Consider the following 18,555-nt stretch of genomic DNA (forward strand, 5'->3'; position numbering starts at 1 on the left):
AAGACGCGCTGGACATGGCGCCTACCCGTAGACCTCAGCGATCCGGCAAGAAAGTGATCGGATCCCTCGGCTGGCCATCCTGGCGTATCTCGAAATGCAGCTTGACCTGATCGGCCTCGGTGTCGCCCATCGTCGCGATCTGCTGTCCCGTCACCACGACCTCGTCCTCTTCCACGCTGAGTTCGGCGTTGTGTGCGTAAGCACTGAGGAATTGATCATTGTGCTTGATGATGACCAGATTGCCATAACCGCGGACGCCGCTGCCTGCGTAGACGACTATACCGGGACCTGCAGCGTAAACAGGTTGCCCCTTTTGACCCGCGATATCAATGCCCGCGGTGATATCAGTCCTGTCGGTGAAACGACCGACCAATCGTCCCTCGGTGGGCCACCGCCAGTCGATCTGGGTCGCCGGGGAATAGCGCCGATTCGGGTCGGCCTGGGGCGCTTGAGCGGTGGATGGCGCAGTGCTCGACGCCACCGGAGCCGGCGCGGGGGTCTCCGCTCCTGCCGCCGCACCGCTGGTTACAGCCGTAGCACCGCTGGATTGGACCACCTGCTGAGCGCCGCTCTGGGCGCCATCGCTGACCTGGGCGCCACCCTGGGGGGACCCTGCCGGCGAGGAGGAGAGCAGCCAGCTGTCGTCGTCACCCGCCGTGCCGGCCGCGGCACCGCCGAGGGGAATCGCCTGGGTACCGGTGGCGGAAGGTGCACTCGCCGCGGGGGCACCTGCACCTTCGCGCAGCCTGAGCCTCTGGCCGACGCTGATGATGTAGGGCGGCTGGATGTTGTTGAGCTGGGCAATCTGCTGGTAGTCGACGTTCTCGCGCCAGGCGATGCTGTAGAGCGTATCGCCGCTTCTCACCTGATAGGTGCCGTCGTCTTCCGGTGCATTGAGCGAGGCGTTCTCGACCAGCGGTACGCCGGTATTGCTCTGGCAGCCAGCCAGCAGTGCCACCGCGACGACCACGCCGAGCCCGGTGAGGCAGCGACGCTTGCCGCGGGCGAATTGAACCGTGAAAGACCTATCCATGCTTTCGTCCATCCTCGACATTCATCAATCTCCCCTTCGAACCACGTTTGTCGACCACCAGCACCAGCGCGAAGCCTGCCGCCATCAGAGCCAGTGCCGTGGGCAGCTGGGCGGAAACGCCGAACAGCTGCGCATAATCCCACGGCGTCAGGTAGTCATAGGCGAGCGGCACGCTCTCTCCTCGCGCATCGAGGGTGTAGCTGGTCATCTGCCGCCAGGGCCAGAGGATCGGCAGCGAGCCGATCAACAGGCCCACCGACCCGGCCAGGGTGGGACCATAATGGTGTCGGAACAGCCAGGACAAAAGCCGCGACGAAGTGAAAAGTCCCACCAGGCAGCCGAGCGCGAAGATCGACAGCACATCGAGGTCGAAGCTTTTCACTGCCCCCATCACCGTACCGTAGAGCCCCATCAGCAGCAGTAGGAAGGTCCCCGAAAGGCCCGGCAGCAGCATCGCGCTGATCGCCACCGCGCCGCCGATGAACAGCATCCCCGCGCCGCCGCCGCTCGGCAGCAGCCCCGGTAGCGACTGAGCGATGAACAGGCCGATCACCAGCGGCAGGCCGTGGATCATCCGCCACTCCCCCATCCTCCTCGCCACGATCACCGCCGAGGCCACCACCAGCCCGAAGAAGAAGGCATCGAGCAGCAGCGGATGCTCGACCATCAGCCAGGTGACCAGATGCGCCACGCTGACCAGGCTGACGCCGATGCCCAGCAGCAGCGGGAGCAGGAATCTGAAGTTCAGGAATCTCACCAACCCGCTCAGTCCCTCGCGCCGCCACACCGGAAAGGCGCCGGGGCCGAAGCGCCGGATGGTGTCGATCAGCTCTTCGTAGATACCGGTGACGATGGCGATGGTGCCTCCAGAGACACCCGGCACCGCGTCCGCGGCGCCCATCCCCATGCCTTTCAAGAAAAGTGGATACAGCCGTTTCACTCAATCACTCCCTCGATCAGGGGTACGAAACGCACCGGCTCCAGCCGCCGCAGCTGAACGCCGCGCGCGGTCTTGCGCGCGCGTACCAGCCACTGACGGCCGGCGTCCAAGCCATCGGCGCCTTGGAGCGGCGCGATCACCGCGCCGCCGGGGCGGAGCTGCTCGATCCACGCGGGGTGGATCTCAGTGGCACAGGCGGTGACCAGGATGGCATCGAAGGGCGCGGCAGCGGGCCAGCCCAGTCGGCCATCATCGTGGCGCAACCGCACGTTGTCCACGCCTAGCCCCTGAAGACGCGCCGCTGCTCTCGCGCTCAGCGCCTCGATCCGCTCGATGCTGTGGACGCAATCGAACAGCTGCGCCAACACCAGGGTCTGGTAGCCCGAACCGGTGCCGATCTCGAGCACCCGCCGGGGCGCTTCGCGCAGCGTGAGCTCGCTCATCCTCGCCACCATCCACGGCTGCGACAGGGTCTGCCCATGACCGATCGGTAACGAGTCGGCGCGATAGGCACGATCGGCGAACGCGGGCTCGACGAACAGATGCCGGGGCGCCCTGGAGAGAACCTCGAGCACCCGCGGATCGATGATGCCGGCCTCGGCGAGCGCGGCGACCATTCGATCACGGACCCGCTGCGAGGTGATCCCGATGCCCGCGATATCCTCATCGCTGAAGCGCGGTCTCATCCATTTCGACTCAGCGTGCAGCGGTGAAGGCCTCAAGCCATGCCTCCAGCGCTCCGAGCGTATCGTGGCGGGTGAGATCGACCAGCAAAGGGGTGATCGATACGTATCCCTGCTCGATCGCAGCGAAGTCGGTATCCGGCCCATCGTCTACGTTCTTGCCGGCGGCGGCGATCCAGTAGCGCTTCTCGCCACGCGGATCGATCACCTCGATCGGCATCACAGGCCCCGCCTCGCGATGCCCGAGGCGGGTGATGCGGATTCCCCGCAGCTCCTCCCAGGGAAGATCCGGCACATTGACGTTGAGCAGGCTGCGTGGCGGCAACGAGAGGGTCGCCGCCGCCCCGACCAGGCTTGCGGCGACCCTGCCGGCGGTGGCGAAATGGCGCCGGCCGGCGAGCGAGATGGCGATCGCCGGCATACCCAGCGATCGCCCCTCCATCGCCGCCGCCACGGTGCCCGAGTAGAGCACGTCATCGCCCAGGTTGGCGCCGTGGTTGATGCCGGAGACGACGATCTCGGGCCGTTCGTCCCAGAGCCCGCTGACCCCCAGGTAGACGCAGTCCGCCGGGGTACCGTCGACGCTGTAGAAGCCGCTGTCCAGGGCGCAGATCGCCAGCGGTTTGCTCAGCGTCAGCGAATTGCTCGCGCCGCTCTTGTCGCGATCAGGAGCGATCACTCTGAGCCGAGCGCTGGGGGTCAGCGCGTCGTGGAGCGCGCGCAGACCCGGCGCGTGGACGCCATCGTCGTTGGAGAGCAGTACTCTTCTCATCGGTGCTCCTATGGCGTGTTGAAAATTGGACGCCGGTTCAAAGCATCGGCGCGGTGATCAGCTCACGCAGCACCGCGGTGGCGTAGGCCCCCCGCACCAGCGAGAAATCGAGCCGCGCCCCGCCATCGATCGGTGTCCAACCCGGTTCGATCAAGCGCACGCGCAGCGCCCGCCGGGCCAGCTCGACGCCAGCCCGCTCGAGCCCCTCGATCAGAATCGCTTCATCGGCGACCTGGGCGCGCTCGAACGCCGCTGCTTCGCCCTCACTGCCAAGCCGTCCCCGGCCCCACAGCGGCGCGGTCGGATGGACATCGAACGCGCCGAGCCGCGCGGCAAGCGCGGCATCGTCTTCGGCGGTGGCGAGAAAGAGGCTACCGCTGCCGTCGAGGTTGAGCACCTCGCCCGGCAGCGCAACGTTCCAGAGCCCGGCGGCGACTCTTGCCGCCAGGGTGCGGTTGAACAGATAGCTGCGCGCGGTGGAGAGCAGCAGGCCGCCACGGTCGTCGCGCTTGCGCCAGCCTCGCGCGAGCAGCGCCCTGGCGCGGGGCAGGTTGGCGCCACCGTGACCGAAGCGCTGGGCGCCGAAATAGTTCGGCGCCCCGGTCTCGACCAGCGCTTGCCAGCGCGCCTCGACCGCTTCGCGATCGCTTTCAGCGAAACCGATCTCGAGCACGAAACGGTTGAGCCGATGGCTGCCGCGCTTGAGCTTGCGCGGGTGGCGATGAACCTCTAGGACCTTCACTCCCTCGCTCGCCAGCGCCTCCAGCTGCCCTGGGTCGGGCGTCTCGCGCAGCGGCGCCGAGAGCCACTGGCGGGTTACCGCGTGGCGATCCTTCAGCCCGCTGTAGCCGATCGCCGCTTCGGACACGCCCATGATGCGAGAGAGCAGCGATACCGCCCGTCTGGTATCGACCCCGCGTTTTTCGATCCAAAACCAGAGATGCTCGCCATCCCCCTGCGGCGAAAACCCGAATGACTCGATGACCACGAACGCCTCGGGCGTCGCCCGGAAACTGCCCGGCGCGGGCGCTTCGCCCAGCGCGCGGGGCCAGTCCGGCAGGGCGTCGGGGCTCACTGCCCGCCCCCGCTGCGGGGCGCCGCGGAAACGTCCGGCACCCAAATGAACTGCTCGTCGTTGCGTACCATGCCGAGATCGTTGCGCGCCCGCTCCTCGATCGCATCGAGCCCGGTCTTGAGGTCGACCACCTCAGCGGCCAGCTGGTCGTTGCGTTCGCGCAGCTTCTCGTTGTTCTGCTCGAGATCGGCGACCCGCGAAGAGATGGTACGCAGCTCGAGCAGCCCTCCCTCGCCCATCCACAGATGGTATTGAAGCAGCGCGATCAGCAACAGCAGTGCAAGGGAAAGCCATTTCAGCATCGAAAAACCGTCCATCCATTGTCAGCCTCACCGGCGAGCGGGCCGGGGGCGATTATGCCATTATCGCTCGCCGCGCGAGCGCCAAGACCCGCTTCAGCGGGAAAAGAAGCCGCTGGGCGGGCGGGCGATGGTTTCGCGATGCAGTGGGTATTCACCACGCCGCCGGTCAGTGTAGAAATATCGCAGGGTGGTCTCGACGGTAGGAAAGGAGAGCTCATCCCAGGGCACCTCGTGCTCCTCGAACAGCGCCACGTCCAGGCTCTCCGGTCCCGGCGCGTAGCCGCTCTTGAGTTCACCACGAAAGATCATGTAGACCTGATCGATGTGCGGCAGGTCGAACAGCGCGTAGAGCGAAAGCCCCCCGATCTCGGCGCAGGCCTCTTCCCGCGTCTCGCGGATGGCCGCCTCGAAAGTGGTCTCGGCGTTTTCCATGAATCCCGCCGGCAGGGTCCAGTAGCCACGGCGCGGGGTGATCGCCCGGCGGCAGAGCAGCACTCTGGAACCCGCATTGATCAGGGTGCCGGCGACGATTCTCGGGTTCTGGTAGTGAACCGTGGCACAGTTCGGGCAAACGTAGCGCTCCCGATCGTCCCCCTCGGGCACCATCCTCTCGACACGCGCACCGCAGTGACTGCAGAAATTCATTGGCCGAGGCTCTCCCTGCGGGACCCGGCGTCCACCTTGCCCACGGCCAGGACGGATCACCAGATGAAAGATGACGCTATGGTAGAGAATCGCACGCAGCTTGAAAAACTGCGCGGCCGACTCGCCCACTATCGCCCTCGTCGGCTGCCTGGTGACTGGCGCCGCGCCGCGGTGCTGATCGCCATCGTCGCCCGGGAGACACCCGCGCTGCTGCTCACTCTGCGCACCCAGGGCTTGAGCAGCCACGCAGGCCAGGTCGCTTTTCCCGGCGGCAAGCGCGACCCCGGCGAGAGCCTCGAGGCGTGCGCGCTGCGCGAAGCCTGGGAGGAGGTCGGGCTTGAACCCACACGGGTGGAACTGATCGGCCAGCTCAGCGAGGTGATCTCGCTTCACGGCATCGCGGTCACCCCCTTCGTCGGACTGGTACGCGAACCGCCGAGTTTCATCGCCAATCCCTATGAGGTGGCGTCAGTCTTCGAAGTGCCGCTATCGGCGCTGGCGGAAGACCCCCGCCAGCACACCGATGCCATCGAGCTGGAAGATGGCCTGACCCTGTTCGTTCCCAGCTATGCTTTCGATGGCTATACCCTTTGGGGGCTTTCGGCGATGATGGTGGTCGAGCTGCTCGACGCCGGCCTGGGTGTCGACATCGGTCTCGATCGCGCGCCTCCCGGGGCGCCGCTGCGCCGCTCGATGAGGCGGCGGCAATCCCCCTATCCGACGGACTACTGGCAATGAGCGCGCCCCACTCCCCCACGGCACCGGACTGGCTCGACGACGCCTGTCTCGATGCGCTGATCGACCAGCTCGCAGGCCAAGGCTATGCGCTGCTCGAGCACCAAGTGCCCGCCTCGCTCTGCCTGGCACTGGCCGAGGAGCTCGCCACCCTGCGCAGGCAACAAGCACTCCACGCCGCCGGCATCGGGCGTGGCAGCGAGCACGTGCTACGCCGGGACATCCGCAGTGATTCGATCCACTGGCTCGACCGCTCGACCCAGGCGCAGCGCGATTATTTCGCGCTGATGGAACACCTGCGCGAGGCGATCAACCGAGCGCTGTTCCTCGGCCTGTTCGAACTCGAGGCGCACTTCGCCCACTACCCGCCGGGCAGCTTCTACAAACCCCATCTCGACAGCTTCCGCGGACGCAGCAATCGAGTGATCTCGAGCGTGCTCTATCTCAACCCCGAATGGCCGCGGGATGCCGGTGGCGAGATGGTGATCTATCCATCCCAGCCGGAGTTCACCGATGCACCCGGCGAGCCTCTGGTACTGGTACGCCCGATGCTCGGCACGCTGGTCTGCTTTCTCTCCGAGACCATGCCGCACGAGGTGCTGCCGACCCGCCTGCCGCGCGCCAGCATCGCGGGATGGTTCCGCCGCAACGCATCGCTCAACGGCATGGTCGATCCCGCGCTCTAGCACTCCCTGCAGGACCCGACATTGCGGGTGATGGGTGGTTTTAGAACTCGTGCGCATCCCGATCCCGAGCCTGTCGAGGGATCGCGCGGTGGCGATGAGGCCGTGGTTCGAGACGCTCGTTCCTCGCGGGCTCACTTTGAGCGGATGTCGAAGAGCTCTCGCTCCCGACCATGAACGGGCTTTTCAGGAGCGGTTCGTCTCCGGCTGTTCATGAACACCGGTCATCGGTTCAGGCCCCTGCGGATCGAGCAGGCGCAGATTGGAGGCCGGTACCCCTTGCTCTGCCAGGTCACCTTCGATCTCGAGCGCCTGGCGCTCGGCGTGCTCGCGCTCGGCATTCTCCTCATGGGCCTCGGTCTCGGTCTCGGCCTGCTCCGCGCCCGCCATCAGCTCATCGGTGACCAGCAGTTCGGCACCAACCACCGATTGGGCCGGCTGCGGTGCGAACGGCGCCAGCGGCTGTGGCGCCGGTCGGCGCGAACGGCGCCAGGAGAAGAACAGCGCAAGCGAAAGCGCTACCGCGCCGAAGCCGAAGAACAATCCATCGTTGCCGACGTGCGCCATCAGCAGCGTGAGCAGAGGTGCCGAAATCGTGCAGCCGAGCGCGTTGATCAGCAGCATCCCCTGGCTCATACCGACCAGCGCGCTGGGTGGCGCACGGTCGGCGGAGTGGCCGACCGCTACCGGATAGAGCGAAAAGGCGCCGCCGCCATAGAGAAACAGCGCGACCGAGAGCGGCCAGTAGCCATAGGCGGCGAACGGCACCAGGAGTGCGAGCCCGACGAGGGCCGCGGTGATGATGATCAAGACCCGCTGGCGGTCGTGACGATCCGACCAGCGCCCGATCGGATACTGCAAGGCCATGCCTCCGACGATCACCGTCGCCATCAGCGTACCGATCTCGCTGAGCTGGTAGCCTCGACTCTGGAGGTAGAGCGGCAGCAGGCTGTAGAGCGCCGCGACCACCAGCCCCGAGCCGAAGCTCCCCACCACCCCGGTCGGCGTGATCTTGGCCAATCGCCAGGGCGATAGCGGCTCGGCATGCTCGATCAGCGGAGAGACCCGCGGGATGATCGCCATCGGCAGCAGCGACAGGGTGGCGAGGATGCCGATCAGCACGTAGGGCAGCGCGGCACCCGGCGCCTCGGGAGATTCGTCGAACAACCCGATCAGCAGCTGCCCGAGCGCCAGCGCGGCATACAGGGAGATCATGTAGAAAGCGAGGATTCGACCACGCATCGCGCGATCGCCGCCGGTCAAGAGCCAGCTCTCGATCACCAGGTACACCCCCACCGTGGCCCAGCCGCCGAAGAGCCGCAGCACGAACCACCAGCCGGCATCGAGCCACAGCGCCTGGGCCAGGGAGCTGGCGGCGACGATCGCGGCGAAACAAGCATAGGCACGAATGTGCCCGATCCGCAGCAGCAGCCGGTCGTTGAGCACGGCACCGAGACCCAGACCAATGTAGTAGGCAGCGGACACCAACCCGATCGCCTCGACCGACGCGCCGGAGGCGGACAGCCTGATCGTGACCAGGGTGGAGAGAAAGCCGTTGCCAAGGGCGAGGATGAAGAGCCCGAGCAAAGGGGGAAAGGTCAGAGCGAACAGCTGGCGAGCCATGAACGACCTCGTGCGATGGCATGGACGCCCAGCGCTGGAGATCGCCGATGGCATCGGCCGACCGTCCGCGACGGGACTTCAAAGCGGTGAGTAGCAGTGCGCGGGGAAGGGAAAATTCGCGCGGACTATACGCCGAGACGATGCTCTTGCCAATCTCCCCCGCGGCCTTCATTGACGATGAAGATAATTAGGAATCGTGCATTAGGGCGGCTCTGTAAAGCACAATGAGCGAGTATACTGCCCGCCCATGTTTCGTTAAGCTTCGACCAATCAATGCCTTTGAAAGAAAAACTCAATGCGGGAGCGATTCGCGCGCTGTGGAAACGCTTTTCCCGCTGGACGCCCGCCCGTCTATGGCGTTTGGCGAAAATCGTCGCGCCGCTGTATGCCCTGTTCGCCACCCGTGAACGACGAGTGACCCGCCAGAACCTGCGCCAGGCCTACCCCCACCTCGACGAGTCGGTACGACGGGAGATGGCCGCAACCAGCATTCTCCACAGCGTGGCACTGGCCTTCGAAGTCGGATTCGTCTGGCGCGGCGATCCGCAGAGCGTCGCCGATGCGGTCAAGCGGGTCGAGGGTTTCGAGCTGTTCGAGGAAGCACAGCGCGCGGGACGCGGAGTGATCGTACTCGCGCCCCACATCGGCAACTGGGAAATGGTCAACTTCTGGCTGTCGAGCAGGATGACCTTCACCGCGATGTACGACCCACCCCGCATTGCCGCCCTCGACGGCGTGATCCGCCATGGCCGCGAGCGGATGGGCGCGACATTGGTGCCGACCAACGCGCGCGGCGTCGCCAGTCTGCTCAAGGCGCTGAACCGTGCCGAGGCGATCGGTATCCTGCCCGACCAGGTACCCGATTGGGGCAGTGGAAAGTTCGCCGACTTCTTCGGCCACCCCGCCTATACCGCGACTTTGCTACCCAAGCTGGTTGCGCGCACCAATGCGCGCGTGGTGGTCGGCACGGCGCTGCGGCGCTGCAACCAGGGCGGCTTCACCCTGCACTTCATCGAGGCCGATCCTCGGGTCTACGATGCCGACGAAGCCGTCGCAGCCCTCGGAGTCAACAAAAGCGTAGAGCGCGCCATCGCATTGGCCCCTACCCAGTACCAGTGGGAATACAAGCGCTACAAGCGCACCCCAGGGCAGCTCGAAGAGGAACCGGGCTGGAAACAGCGCCGTTTCTATCGAATGAAAAAACGCTGAGCCCAAGCGGTGCCCTGTCGTCCCACTCGCTCAGCGGCGCCACTCCAGGTTTCGGCCCAGGCAGGTGCGCTCGAACAGCCTGAGCAACGCCGCCGCCGCCGGCGTGATTGGCGCATCGCGCAGCCTTACCGCATAGAAACGGGCGATCGGTAGCGCTTCGTCGAGCGCTACCTCGACTACACCAGCGAGCCCGTGGGCCAGCGCCATGCCTTCTGCGAATACCCCCACGATATCGCTCTGGGCGATCACGTTGAGACCGGTATTGAACGAGTCGGAGGTGATTCGGTTGGTTTCACGCAGGATCCCGCGCGAGGTCAAAAGCTCTTCCAACTCCCGGTAGTAACCGCTGCGACTGTGCGGCACCACCCAGTCGCAGCGGGCGAAGTCGTCGAGCCGGTCGGACCCCGCCAGCGGATGCCCCTTGCGCACGACCAGCCGGAATCGGCGATCGAACAGCCACTGGGCGGTAAGATCCTGATCGAGCGACGCCTTGAATACCGTATTGATCGCGAAATCGATCTCGCCGCCGCGCAAAAGCGGCCCCATCACCGACAGCTGCCCTTCGTTGATCGAAAGCGCGATGCTGGGATAGTCGGCGCGAAAGCGCGCGATCACTTCAGGCAGTAGCAGCCGAGCCACGGTGGCCGACAGCCCGATCCCCACCCTGCCTCGCCGAGAGCCCGAACACTGGCGCACGCTCTCCTGCGCACGTTCCAGCTGGGAGAGGATCAACCGCGCGTGCTCGGCCAGTGCCTGGCCGGCCGGCGTCAGGCTCGCGCCGCTGTGATGGCGCACCACCAGCGCCTCGCCAAGGCTCTCTTCCAACTCGCGCACCGCGCGAGTCAGACTCGGCTGCGAGATGCCGAGTTCACGTGCCGCGCCGCGAATGCTGCCTAGGCTCGCGACGGCGGCGAAGGCGCGCAGCTGGTTCAACTTCAGATTCAACTCAAGTCCTCGACTCTACCACCCCACGGCCTTCCCCGACGGGTGCATAAGCTGCGGCTATCACCAAGAAGGTAGTGCGATCTTTGCCTGCCGCCCTGGATGCCGTTAGATGGTGAGCGGTACAAGAAAAAAACTGGAGTCTAACCATGTCCTCTCCCGCGACCAAGGCGGCGCCATCCGCGCGTCTGCTCAACCGCATGCTCAACGGCATCGAACGGCTCGGCAACCGCCTGCCCGATCCGTTCATGATCTTCGTCTATCTCGGCCTGGTGGTGATTCTCACCTCGGTACTGATGTCGGCGTTCGATGCCAGTGTGGTCCATCCCAGCAGCGGCGACACCCTGGAAATCAGGAGCCTGCTCTCGGGCGAAGGCCTGCGCTTCATCTTCGGCTCGATGCTGACCAACTTCACAGGCTTCGCTCCGCTCGGCCTGGTGCTGGCGATGATGCTCGGCATCGGGCTCGCCGAAAAGCTCGGCATGCTCGAAGTGCTGATGCGCCGTACGGTACTCAACGCCCCGCGCGCCATCGTGACCTACGTGATCGCCTTGACCGCGATGCTCGGCAATCTCGCCTCCGATGCCGCCATGGTACTGCTGCCACCGCTTGCGGCGATGGTCTTCCATGCCATTGGCCGCCACCCGATCGCCGGACTGACCCTGGGCTTCGGCACCGCCGGCGCCGGTTTCACCGCCAACTTCCTGATCGTCGGCACCGATGCGCTGCTGTCCGGCATCTCCACCGCCGCCGCCCAGATCATCGAGCCGGGCTTCATCGTCACCCCGGTCGACAACTGGTACTTCAACAGCCTCTCGGTGGTGGTGCTGACCATCGTTGCGGCGCAGATCAACGACCGCTTGATCGAACCCCGCCTCGGTGAGTACCGCGGCGAAGCCACCCAGGTCGACTACCAGGAGCCGCCCCACGCCGGCCGCGCGCTGCGCAACGCAGGGATCACCGCGGTTTGCTACATCGCAGCGCTGGTGACTCTGGTCGCATGGCCCGGATCGCCGATGCGCAACGAGGAAGGGGGCCTTTTACCGTCGCCGTTCCTCTCCTCGATCATTCCCTTCATCCTGCTGTTTTTCATCGCCACAAGCGTCGCCTACGGAAAAACCACCGGGCAGATCAAAAGTGCCCACGACGTAGTGGTGAAGATGACCGAGGCGATTCGGGATCTGGCCGGCTATATCGTGCTGATCTTCGCCGCCGCCCAGTTCATCGCCTACTTCTCCTGGAGCCATATCGGCACCTGGGTCGCGATCCACGGTGCCGAGGTGCTGACCGAGATCGGCTTCACCGGTCTGCCGGTGATCCTGAGCTTCATCCTGCTCACCTCGATGCTCAACCTGCTGATCACCAGCGGCTCGGCGATGTGGGCGCTGATGGCGCCGGTCTCGATCCCGATGCTGATGCAGCTCGGCTACCACCCGGGCTTCATCCAGATGGCCTACCGCGTCGGCGACTCGTCGACCAACATCATCTCGCCGCTCAACCCCTACGTGATGGTGGTGCTTGGCTTCATGCGCCGCTATGACCCCGACGCGGGGCTCGGCACGCTGATTTCGCTGATGCTGCCCTATGCGATCTCGTTTTTGATCGTCTGGATGCTGATGCTGAGCGCCTTCGTACTGCTCGACCTGCCGTTCGGCCCCGGCATCTTCCCCATGCTCTAGTGCTTCGTCCACGAATGCTTCCATCCACTACGATCACGAGGAACATCCCTATGTTGACGAGCCTGGAGCAGGAACTCGCAGCACTTGCGCCACAGCTGCGCGACTGGCGGCGCGACTTCCACCGCCACGCCGAGCCTGGCTGGCTGGAGCTTCGCACCGCATCGATCGTCGCCGAGGAGCTCGACCGCCTTGGCTTCGAGCTCGCCGTCGGCCGCGATGTGGTGGCATCGCAAGCCCGCATGGGCCTGCCGGATGAGCAGACCCTGGCCCTTGCGGAGCACCGTGCGCTCGAGCAGGGCGCGGTGGCGCGCTGGCTGCCCGCTCTCAGCGGCGGCTTCACCGGGGTGGTGGCGACGCTGGACAGCGGCCGCCCGGGGCCTACGCTTGCGATTCGCGTCGATCTCGACGCACTCGACCTGGAGGAGTCCGGCGCAGCCGATCATCGCCCGCGCGCCGAAGGCTTCGCCTCGCTCAACCGCGGCGCGATGCATGCCTGTGGCCACGATGGCCACACCGCCATCGGCCTCGGCCTGGCGCGGCTGCTCAAGCGCTTCGAAGCCGAACTCCACGGCCGGATCAAGCTGATCTTCCAGCCCGCCGAAGAAGGCGTGCGCGGTGCCCGTTCGATGGTCGAAGCAGGCGTCGTCGACGATGTCGACCTGTTGATCGCAAGCCACATCGGTCTCGACCGCCCGCTCGGCGAGGTGGTCTGCGCCGCCGATGGTTTTCTCGCCACCACCAAGCTCGACGTCGAGTTCAAGGGCGTGCCCGCCCACGCCGGCGGGCGCCCCGAGGCCGGACGCAATGCCCTGCTCGCCGCCGCCCAGGCGGCACTGGGCCTGCACGCCATCGCCCCGCACAGCCTGGGCGCCTCACGGGTCAACGTAGGCGTACTGGAGGCCGGCAGCGGCCGCAACGTCATCGCCGCCGTGGCGCGAATGAAGATCGAAACCCGCGGCGAGTCGAGCGAGATCAACGCCTATGTCGAAGCCCGCGCTCGTGAGGTGATCGATGGCGCCGCCATCATTCACGGCGTCGAGGCCAGCGTCAGCGTCGCCGGCGGCGCCGATACCTGCAAGGCGAGCCCGGCGCTGGTCGAGCGAATCCGCACCCTGCTCGAAGGAGCGCCCGGCATCGACCGTCTGGTCACCACCGACCCCTCGCCGAGCGGCTCGGAGGATGCCACCTGCCTGATGGCGCGGGTCCAGGCGCGCGGCGGCCAGGCGACCTACATGATCTTCGGCACCGAGCTCGCCGCCGGGCACCATCACCAGCGTTTCGACTTCGACGAGCAAGTGCTGCCGCTGGCGGTACGCACGCTGTTGCTGCTCAGCCAGCAGCTCACCGCGCATCCCTTCGCTACCGCCCCAACCGACAGGAACCCGGCATGAACCAGCCATTCGACATCGATCCTACCGCCCGCCATCTAGAAAACCTGGTCGAAGCCAAGCGCGAGCGCTTCATCGACGCCGCCGACCGGGTCTGGGAAAGCGCCGAGACGCGCTTCGAGGAGCATCGCTCGCAGCAGACCCTGTGCGAGCTGCTCGAAGCCGAGGGGTTCCAACTCGAGCGAGGCGTCGGCGGCATCGACACCGCCTTCATCGCGAGCTTCGGCCAGGGAGAGCCGGTCATCGCCCTGCTCGGCGAATACGATGCGCTCGCCGGACTCAGCCAGGCCGGCGCGGAGAGTGCGCCAAGGGCGCTCACACCGAACGGCAACGGCCACGGCTGCGGCCATAACCTGCTCGGCGTCGCCGCGCTCGCCGGCGCCGTCGCCGCCCGGGACTGGCTGCTCGAGCAGGGCCTGATCGGCGCGGGGCGCTCGGGCACCCTGCGCTTTTACGGCTGCCCCGGCGAGGAAGGCGGTTCGGGCAAGACCTTCATGGTCCGCGAGGGGCTGTTCGACGATGTCGATCTCGCCCTCACCTGGCACCCCAATACCATGACCTGCGTGTTCTCGCAGCCGACCCTGGCCAACATCCAGGCCTACTTCCGCTTCAAGGGCCGCTCGGCCCATGCCGCCGCCTCGCCCCACCTGGGCCGCAGCGCATTGGATGCCGTCGAGCTGATGAACGTCGGCGCCAACTACCTGCGCGAACACATCTTGCCCGAGGCACGGCTGCACTACTCGCTGACCCAGACCGGAGGCGCCTCGCCCAACGTGGTCCAGGCCGATGCCGAAGTGCTCTATCTGGTTCGCGCCCCGGAGATGGAAGAAACCCAGGAGATCTTCGAGCGGCTCGAGCAGATCGCCCAGGGGGCCGCGCTGATGACCGGTACCCAGGTCGAGATGCGTTTCGACAAGGCATGCTCGAACTACCTGCCCAACCGCACCCTCGAAGACCGGCTGTACGCTCAGCTCCAACGCTTCGGCGCACCGGACTTCGACGATCGGGATCGTGAATTCGCCGCGCGCATCCATGCCACCCTGGGGGCGGATCAGCGCGCGGCCAACCTCGCCGAGATCCGCCGCCTCGCCGGCCCGGAGGGGCGTGCCTACCTCAAGCGCCTCGAGGGCCGACCGCTGGCCGAGGAGGTGCTGCCCTATGCCGTCGGCACCGGGCTGATGTTCGGCTCGACCGATGTCGGCGACGTCAGCTGGAAGGTGCCCACCGCGCAGTGCTTCGTCACCTGCCTGGCCCTCGGCACCCCGCTGCACACCTGGCAGGTGGTCTCCCAGGGACGCTCCTCGCTCGGCCACAAGGGCATGCTCCAGGCCGCCAAGGTGCTCGCCGCCACCGCGGTGGAGGCATTCACCGATGAAGCGCTGCGCCGACGCGCCCGCGCCGAACTCGACGAGGCACTCGAAGAGCGCCCCTATCGCTGTCCGATTCCGGCCGGGATCAGCCCTTCGCCGCTGAGCTGAGCGATACCGGGCTCGTCATCCGCCGGGATGGCGGCCGGGAACGGCGCGCTACAGACAGGGAAAGAGCGTAGCTGACTTCGAAGCCGGCCTGGGTTCAGTCGCGAAAATTGTTGTACTGCAGCGCCAGGTCCGGTCCCTGCTCGCCTTTGAGCAGTGCGATCACGGTCTGCAGATCGTCACGCTTCTTACCGGTGACGCGCACCTTGTCGCCCTGGATCTGGGCCTGCACCTTGAGCTTGGCATCCTTGATCAGCTTGACGATCGCCTTGGCGTCGGCCTGCTCGAGCCCTTGCTTGAGCTTGACCTCCTGGCGTGCCTTGACCCCGGAAAGCTGGGGCTCCTGCTCATCCATGCAGCGCGCATCGATACCGCGCTTGATCAGCTTGGCGCGCAGCACATCGAGCATCTGCTTGAGCTGGAAGTCGGCGTCCGCCTCGAGGCGCACGGTATCGCCTTCGATCTCGAAGCTGGCATCGACACCCTTGAAGTCGAAACGAGTCTCGACTTCGCGATTGGCCTGATCGACCGCATTGGTCGCCTCGTGCTTGTCGAACTCCGAGACGATGTCGAATGACGGCATGGAAACTCCCTCGTTGATGGTCTGGCTCGCCCCTTCCACTGCCTCGCTGCGAAAGGAGCCGGTACGGCTCGGATTCTAACTCATCGCGCCGGTTCCTCGCTGCCGCGCGCCCGGCTCGCTCCGGCTTTCGCAAAAGCCTAGAATGAGCCCACTTTCCGTACCTGGAGCCGCCATGACCACCACCGAACCGATCGCCACCACCCTTGATGACGACAATCCAGCGATGGCGCGCATCATCTACATCCTCTACCTGGTCAGCCTCGCCACCGGGATCACCGCGCTGGTCGGTCTGGTGATGGCCTACGTCTATGGCGGGCGCGCTTCGCCATGGATCACCGCCCACTATCGATTCCAGATTCGCACCTTCTGGATCGGCCTCGGCTACTTCATCATCGCGACGCTGCTTTCGCTAATCGGCGTAGGCCTGCTGCTGTTCCCCTTGGTCTACCTGTGGATCATCATCCGCTGCGCGCGCGGCTGGCGTGACCTGGAAAACCGCAGCGCGCCCGGCCAGCCGGACATCTGGCTCTACTGAGTGGCACGATGACATCTGCATTCGCGACGAAGCCGCCCCGCCGGGACCACGCACGCTTGGTCTACGTGCTCTACCTGCTCCAGCCGGTGACCGGGTTCACCGCGCTGGTGGGCATCGTCATCGCCCACCTCGCCCGCGCCTCGCACCCGCTCGAACGCGCCCATCGGCGCCGTCAGCTCGAGCTGTTCTGGGTCGGTTTCCCGCTTGGCCTGCTCTCCCTGGCACTGCTCGTCTGCGGTGCCTGGCGCACGCTCATCGTGCTGTTCGACGTGCGCATCGAGAGCAGCGACCTGCTGTTCTCGCTCTCGATGGTGGCGCTCGGCGCCACCTCTTCTGTCGCCCTGCTCTGCTGGTGGCTGGTCCAGTGCCTGCGCGGCTGGCGAGCGCTCGAGTCAGGTCTCCCCCCCGGCGGCTCGACCCTGGCCGCTCACTTCAAGTAACCCAACGGCAGTGCGGTAGTGTATTTGAGCTGCTCCATCGCGAAGCTCGAGCTCACGTCGGTCAGCCCCTCGATCTGGATCAGGCGCTTGTACACCGCGTCATAGGCGGCGATATCAGGCACCACGACGCGCAGCCAGTAGTCTATGTCTCCCGACATTCGATAGGCCTCGACCACCTCGTCGATCGCCTCGATCGCCCGCTGGAACTCGACCAGCCATTGGGCGCTGTGACTCCTGGTCCGGATCGACACCATTACGCTGACGGCTGCGTTGATCTTCTCACCATCGAGCAGCACCACCCGCCGGCGCACCACTCCCTCCGCCTCCAGCTTCTGTATCCGCCGCCAGCACGCGGTGGTGCCGAGCCCCACCCTTTCGGCAATCGCGCTGACGGGCAGGGTGGCATCCTGTTGAAGTGAATCAAGAATCCTTATATCCAATCGATCCACGAAAAAAATCTCCACATAACGATCAATGAAGAAAAATATTTCACATACGAAGCAGTTCCTCGACCAGATTGTCAAAAAAATTCTCAACCGATGGCGATAAGCTGGAACGCATTCCCAGCCGCCTAGATGGATGCGTTCGATGAACTCCCCGCGCCGCCACCCCAACACCACCCTGCTCCACTGCGGGCGCGATTCGCAGCGCTTCGATGGATTGGTCAACGTGCCCGTCTGCCGTGGCTCGACCCTGCTCGCCGAAAGCTTCGATGTCTGGGAGCGCGCCCGCCAGGGCGGCAACCCCTACGCCCACTATGGCCGCTTCGGCACTGCCACCACCCATGCGTTCGAGCGCGCGATCAATGAACTGGAAGGCGGCCATGGGTCACGGGTGTTTCCCTCCGGGCTCTCGGCCTGCACCCACGCCCTGCTCGCCTTCCTTTCCAGTGGCGACCATGCGCTTTTCAGCGACAGCGTCTATGGCCCGACACGGGTGTTCGCCGAGCGGGTACTCAAACGCCTTGGCGTCGCCGTCGACTATTTCGATCCATGCGACCCCGAAGACCTGGCCCGGCAGCTGCGCGACAGCACTCGCCTGGTATTCGTCGAGGCCCCCGGCTCGCTGACGTTTGAGATGATCGATCTGCCCCGCGTCTGCGCCATCGCTCACAGCGCCTCGGCCATCGTGGTGATGGACAACACCTGGGCGACACCGCTGGGCTGCAGACCCTTCGAACTCGGCGTCGATGTGTCGCTGCATGCGGCGACCAAGTACATCGTCGGCCACTCGGATGCGCTGCTCGGCGTCGCCACCGCCACGACTGATGCCTGGGAGCGACTGCGCGACGGCGCCCAGGACTTCGGCGAGACCGCAGGCCCCGACGATCTCTACCTCGCGCTGCGCGGCCTGCGGACCCTGGGCGTGCGGCTCGAACGCCACGCCGCCAACGCCCGCTGCTTGGTCGACCAGTTGGCTGACCATCCGATGATCGCCTCGGTCCATTACCCCGCATCGCCGCGAGACCCAGGCTATGCGCTTTGGCAGCGCGACTTCGACGGTGCCAGCGGGCTATTCGGTGTGCGGCTGAAGACCACCGAGCGCGACGCCATCGAGCGCTTCTTCGATCGCCTCGAGCTGTTCGGCATCGGGCTCTCTTGGGGAGGGTTCGAAAGCCTCGCGCTACCGGTGGGCACGCCATTGCGCAGCCGCGCTCAGGCCAATGGGGAAGGTTATCTGGTTCGCTTCCATGCCGGTCTCGAGCAGGCCTGCGATTTACTGGCCGACCTCGATCAGGCGCTCGCCGCGCTCGACCCAAGGGTCAGCGTGGCAGTACCGTCAGCGGTGAATGCCAGCGCCGGCTGACCATGAA

Annotated in this window: 20 protein-coding genes; 9 read left to right on the top strand and 11 right to left on the bottom strand. The window is 65.8% G+C overall.

Features of this window, described 5'->3' with window-relative positions; all coding sequences use genetic code 11:
• Positions 1–34: 34 nt before the first annotated feature.
• From A5892_RS17020 to A5892_RS17050, 7 genes are all read right to left on the bottom strand, one after another.
• On the bottom strand, positions 35–1,033 hold the full coding sequence (locus A5892_RS17020) for a peptidoglycan DD-metalloendopeptidase family protein (protein ID WP_064123807.1): 999 nt from the start codon (positions 1,031–1,033) through the stop codon (positions 35–37).
• Positions 1,026–1,973, bottom strand: a complete 948-nt coding sequence (locus A5892_RS17025) for a DUF368 domain-containing protein (RefSeq protein WP_064123808.1) — start codon at positions 1,971–1,973, stop codon at positions 1,026–1,028. The genes A5892_RS17020 and A5892_RS17025 overlap by 8 nt, the downstream gene beginning before the upstream one ends.
• Positions 1,970–2,659, bottom strand: coding sequence for a protein-L-isoaspartate(D-aspartate) O-methyltransferase (locus tag A5892_RS17030; protein ID WP_064123809.1), 690 nt, complete (start codon positions 2,657–2,659; stop codon positions 1,970–1,972). Before A5892_RS17030 ends, A5892_RS17025 begins: the two co-directional genes overlap by 4 nt.
• Before the next feature lie 10 nt (positions 2,660–2,669).
• Complete coding sequence (surE, locus tag A5892_RS17035; RefSeq protein ID WP_064123810.1) at positions 2,670–3,428, bottom strand: 5'/3'-nucleotidase SurE; 759 nt, start codon at positions 3,426–3,428, stop codon at positions 2,670–2,672.
• A 37-nt stretch (positions 3,429–3,465) separates the two neighbouring features.
• A complete protein-coding gene (gene truD / locus A5892_RS17040) occupies positions 3,466–4,503 on the bottom strand; it encodes a tRNA pseudouridine(13) synthase TruD (protein WP_150123588.1) in 1,038 nt (345 codons plus the stop codon).
• Positions 4,500–4,805 carry a cell division protein FtsB gene (gene ftsB, locus A5892_RS17045; RefSeq protein WP_027351890.1) on the bottom strand — a complete coding sequence of 102 codons (306 nt, stop codon included), beginning with the start codon at positions 4,803–4,805 and terminating at the stop codon, positions 4,500–4,502. Before ftsB ends, truD begins: the two co-directional genes overlap by 4 nt.
• A 93-nt stretch (positions 4,806–4,898) precedes the next feature.
• The gene (locus A5892_RS17050; protein ID WP_064123811.1) at positions 4,899–5,450 is read right to left on the bottom strand and encodes an NUDIX hydrolase; all 552 of its coding nucleotides are present in this window, start codon (positions 5,448–5,450) and stop codon (positions 4,899–4,901) included.
• A 63-nt stretch (positions 5,451–5,513) separates the two neighbouring features.
• On the opposite strand from A5892_RS17050, the gene A5892_RS17055 reads away from it, so the two are divergent.
• Positions 5,514–6,188 (top strand): CoA pyrophosphatase, encoded by a 675-nt coding sequence (locus A5892_RS17055; RefSeq protein ID WP_082890532.1) that lies wholly within the window; start codon positions 5,514–5,516, stop codon positions 6,186–6,188.
• Positions 6,185–6,871: a 2OG-Fe(II) oxygenase gene (locus tag A5892_RS17060; protein WP_064123813.1), complete on the top strand. Its 687-nt coding sequence runs from the start codon at positions 6,185–6,187 to the stop codon at positions 6,869–6,871. Before A5892_RS17055 ends, A5892_RS17060 begins: the two co-directional genes overlap by 4 nt.
• Positions 6,872–7,054: 183 nt before the next feature.
• Here the strand turns inward: A5892_RS17060 and A5892_RS17065 are convergent, their stop codons facing one another.
• Positions 7,055–8,491, bottom strand: a complete 1,437-nt coding sequence (locus tag A5892_RS17065) for an MFS transporter (RefSeq protein ID WP_064123814.1) — start codon at positions 8,489–8,491, stop codon at positions 7,055–7,057.
• Between the two features lie 273 nt (positions 8,492–8,764).
• Between A5892_RS17065 and A5892_RS17070 the strand changes: the two genes are divergently transcribed.
• On the top strand, positions 8,765–9,700 hold the full coding sequence (locus A5892_RS17070) for a lysophospholipid acyltransferase family protein (RefSeq protein ID WP_064123815.1): 936 nt from the start codon (positions 8,765–8,767) through the stop codon (positions 9,698–9,700).
• Between the two features lie 30 nt (positions 9,701–9,730).
• Here A5892_RS17070 and A5892_RS17075 read toward each other — a convergent pair whose 3' ends face one another.
• Entirely contained in the window at positions 9,731–10,645 is a 915-nt protein-coding gene (locus A5892_RS17075) for a LysR substrate-binding domain-containing protein (RefSeq protein ID WP_064123816.1), read from the bottom strand.
• A 146-nt stretch (positions 10,646–10,791) separates the two neighbouring features.
• Here A5892_RS17075 and A5892_RS17080 point away from each other — a divergent pair, with 146 nt between their 5' ends.
• The 3 genes from A5892_RS17080 to A5892_RS17090 are packed head-to-tail and all read left to right on the top strand — an operon-like array spanning position 10,792 to position 15,187.
• Entirely contained in the window at positions 10,792–12,321 is a 1,530-nt protein-coding gene (locus A5892_RS17080) for an AbgT family transporter (protein ID WP_082890533.1), read from the top strand.
• Positions 12,322–12,371: 50 nt separating this feature from the next.
• Positions 12,372–13,712, top strand: coding sequence for an amidohydrolase (locus tag A5892_RS17085; protein ID WP_064123817.1), 1,341 nt, complete (start codon positions 12,372–12,374; stop codon positions 13,710–13,712).
• Positions 13,709–15,187, top strand: coding sequence for a M20 family metallopeptidase (locus A5892_RS17090; protein ID WP_064123818.1), 1,479 nt, complete (start codon positions 13,709–13,711; stop codon positions 15,185–15,187). The genes A5892_RS17085 and A5892_RS17090 overlap by 4 nt, the downstream gene beginning before the upstream one ends.
• A 94-nt stretch (positions 15,188–15,281) precedes the next feature.
• Here A5892_RS17090 and A5892_RS17095 read toward each other — a convergent pair whose 3' ends face one another.
• Positions 15,282–15,767, bottom strand: coding sequence for a YajQ family cyclic di-GMP-binding protein (locus A5892_RS17095; RefSeq protein ID WP_027351898.1), 486 nt, complete (start codon positions 15,765–15,767; stop codon positions 15,282–15,284).
• 172 nt (positions 15,768–15,939) lie between these two features.
• On the opposite strand from A5892_RS17095, the gene A5892_RS17100 reads away from it, so the two are divergent.
• Together A5892_RS17100 and A5892_RS17105 are read left to right on the top strand one after the other, a co-directional pair.
• Positions 15,940–16,302: a DUF4870 family protein gene (locus A5892_RS17100; protein WP_064123819.1), complete on the top strand. Its 363-nt coding sequence runs from the start codon at positions 15,940–15,942 to the stop codon at positions 16,300–16,302.
• A gap of 8 nt (positions 16,303–16,310) precedes the next feature.
• Positions 16,311–16,742, top strand: a complete 432-nt coding sequence (locus tag A5892_RS17105; protein ID WP_150123589.1) for a hypothetical protein — start codon at positions 16,311–16,313, stop codon at positions 16,740–16,742.
• On the opposite strand, the gene A5892_RS17110 is transcribed toward A5892_RS17105, so the two are convergent.
• Complete coding sequence (locus tag A5892_RS17110) at positions 16,730–17,191, bottom strand: Lrp/AsnC family transcriptional regulator (protein WP_064124581.1); 462 nt, start codon at positions 17,189–17,191, stop codon at positions 16,730–16,732. The two genes, A5892_RS17105 and A5892_RS17110, sit on opposite strands and share 13 nt — an antisense overlap.
• Before the next feature lie 139 nt (positions 17,192–17,330).
• On the opposite strand from A5892_RS17110, the gene metC reads away from it, so the two are divergent.
• Positions 17,331–18,548: a cystathionine beta-lyase gene (gene metC, locus A5892_RS17115; RefSeq protein ID WP_150123590.1), complete on the top strand. Its 1,218-nt coding sequence runs from the start codon at positions 17,331–17,333 to the stop codon at positions 18,546–18,548.
• Positions 18,549–18,555: the final 7 nt, after the last annotated feature.

It is taken from the genome of Halotalea alkalilenta (assembly GCF_001648175.1).
Classification (GTDB): Bacteria; Pseudomonadota; Gammaproteobacteria; order Pseudomonadales; family Halomonadaceae; genus Halotalea; species Halotalea alkalilenta_A.

Coding starts and splice junctions, on each gene's coding strand:
- A5892_RS17020 (WP_064123807.1), bottom strand. CDS start 1,033: ATGGATAGGTCTTTCACGGTTCAATTCGCCCGCGGCAAGCGTCGCTGC.
- A5892_RS17030 (WP_064123809.1), bottom strand. CDS start 2,659: ATGAGACCGCGCTTCAGCGATGAGGATATCGCGGGCATCGGGATCACC.
- surE (WP_064123810.1), bottom strand. CDS start 3,428: ATGAGAAGAGTACTGCTCTCCAACGACGATGGCGTCCACGCGCCGGGT.
- ftsB (WP_027351890.1), bottom strand. CDS start 4,805: ATGCTGAAATGGCTTTCCCTTGCACTGCTGTTGCTGATCGCGCTGCTT.
- A5892_RS17050 (WP_064123811.1), bottom strand. CDS start 5,450: ATGAATTTCTGCAGTCACTGCGGTGCGCGTGTCGAGAGGATGGTGCCC.
- A5892_RS17055 (WP_082890532.1), top strand. CDS start 5,514: ATGAAAGATGACGCTATGGTAGAGAATCGCACGCAGCTTGAAAAACTG.
- A5892_RS17060 (WP_064123813.1), top strand. CDS start 6,185: ATGAGCGCGCCCCACTCCCCCACGGCACCGGACTGGCTCGACGACGCC.
- A5892_RS17065 (WP_064123814.1), bottom strand. CDS start 8,491: ATGGCTCGCCAGCTGTTCGCTCTGACCTTTCCCCCTTTGCTCGGGCTC.
- A5892_RS17070 (WP_064123815.1), top strand. CDS start 8,765: ATGCCTTTGAAAGAAAAACTCAATGCGGGAGCGATTCGCGCGCTGTGG.
- A5892_RS17080 (WP_082890533.1), top strand. CDS start 10,792: ATGTCCTCTCCCGCGACCAAGGCGGCGCCATCCGCGCGTCTGCTCAAC.
- A5892_RS17085 (WP_064123817.1), top strand. CDS start 12,372: ATGTTGACGAGCCTGGAGCAGGAACTCGCAGCACTTGCGCCACAGCTG.
- A5892_RS17090 (WP_064123818.1), top strand. CDS start 13,709: ATGAACCAGCCATTCGACATCGATCCTACCGCCCGCCATCTAGAAAAC.
- A5892_RS17095 (WP_027351898.1), bottom strand. CDS start 15,767: ATGCCGTCATTCGACATCGTCTCGGAGTTCGACAAGCACGAGGCGACC.
- A5892_RS17100 (WP_064123819.1), top strand. CDS start 15,940: ATGACCACCACCGAACCGATCGCCACCACCCTTGATGACGACAATCCA.
- A5892_RS17105 (WP_150123589.1), top strand. CDS start 16,311: ATGACATCTGCATTCGCGACGAAGCCGCCCCGCCGGGACCACGCACGC.
- metC (WP_150123590.1), top strand. CDS start 17,331: ATGAACTCCCCGCGCCGCCACCCCAACACCACCCTGCTCCACTGCGGG.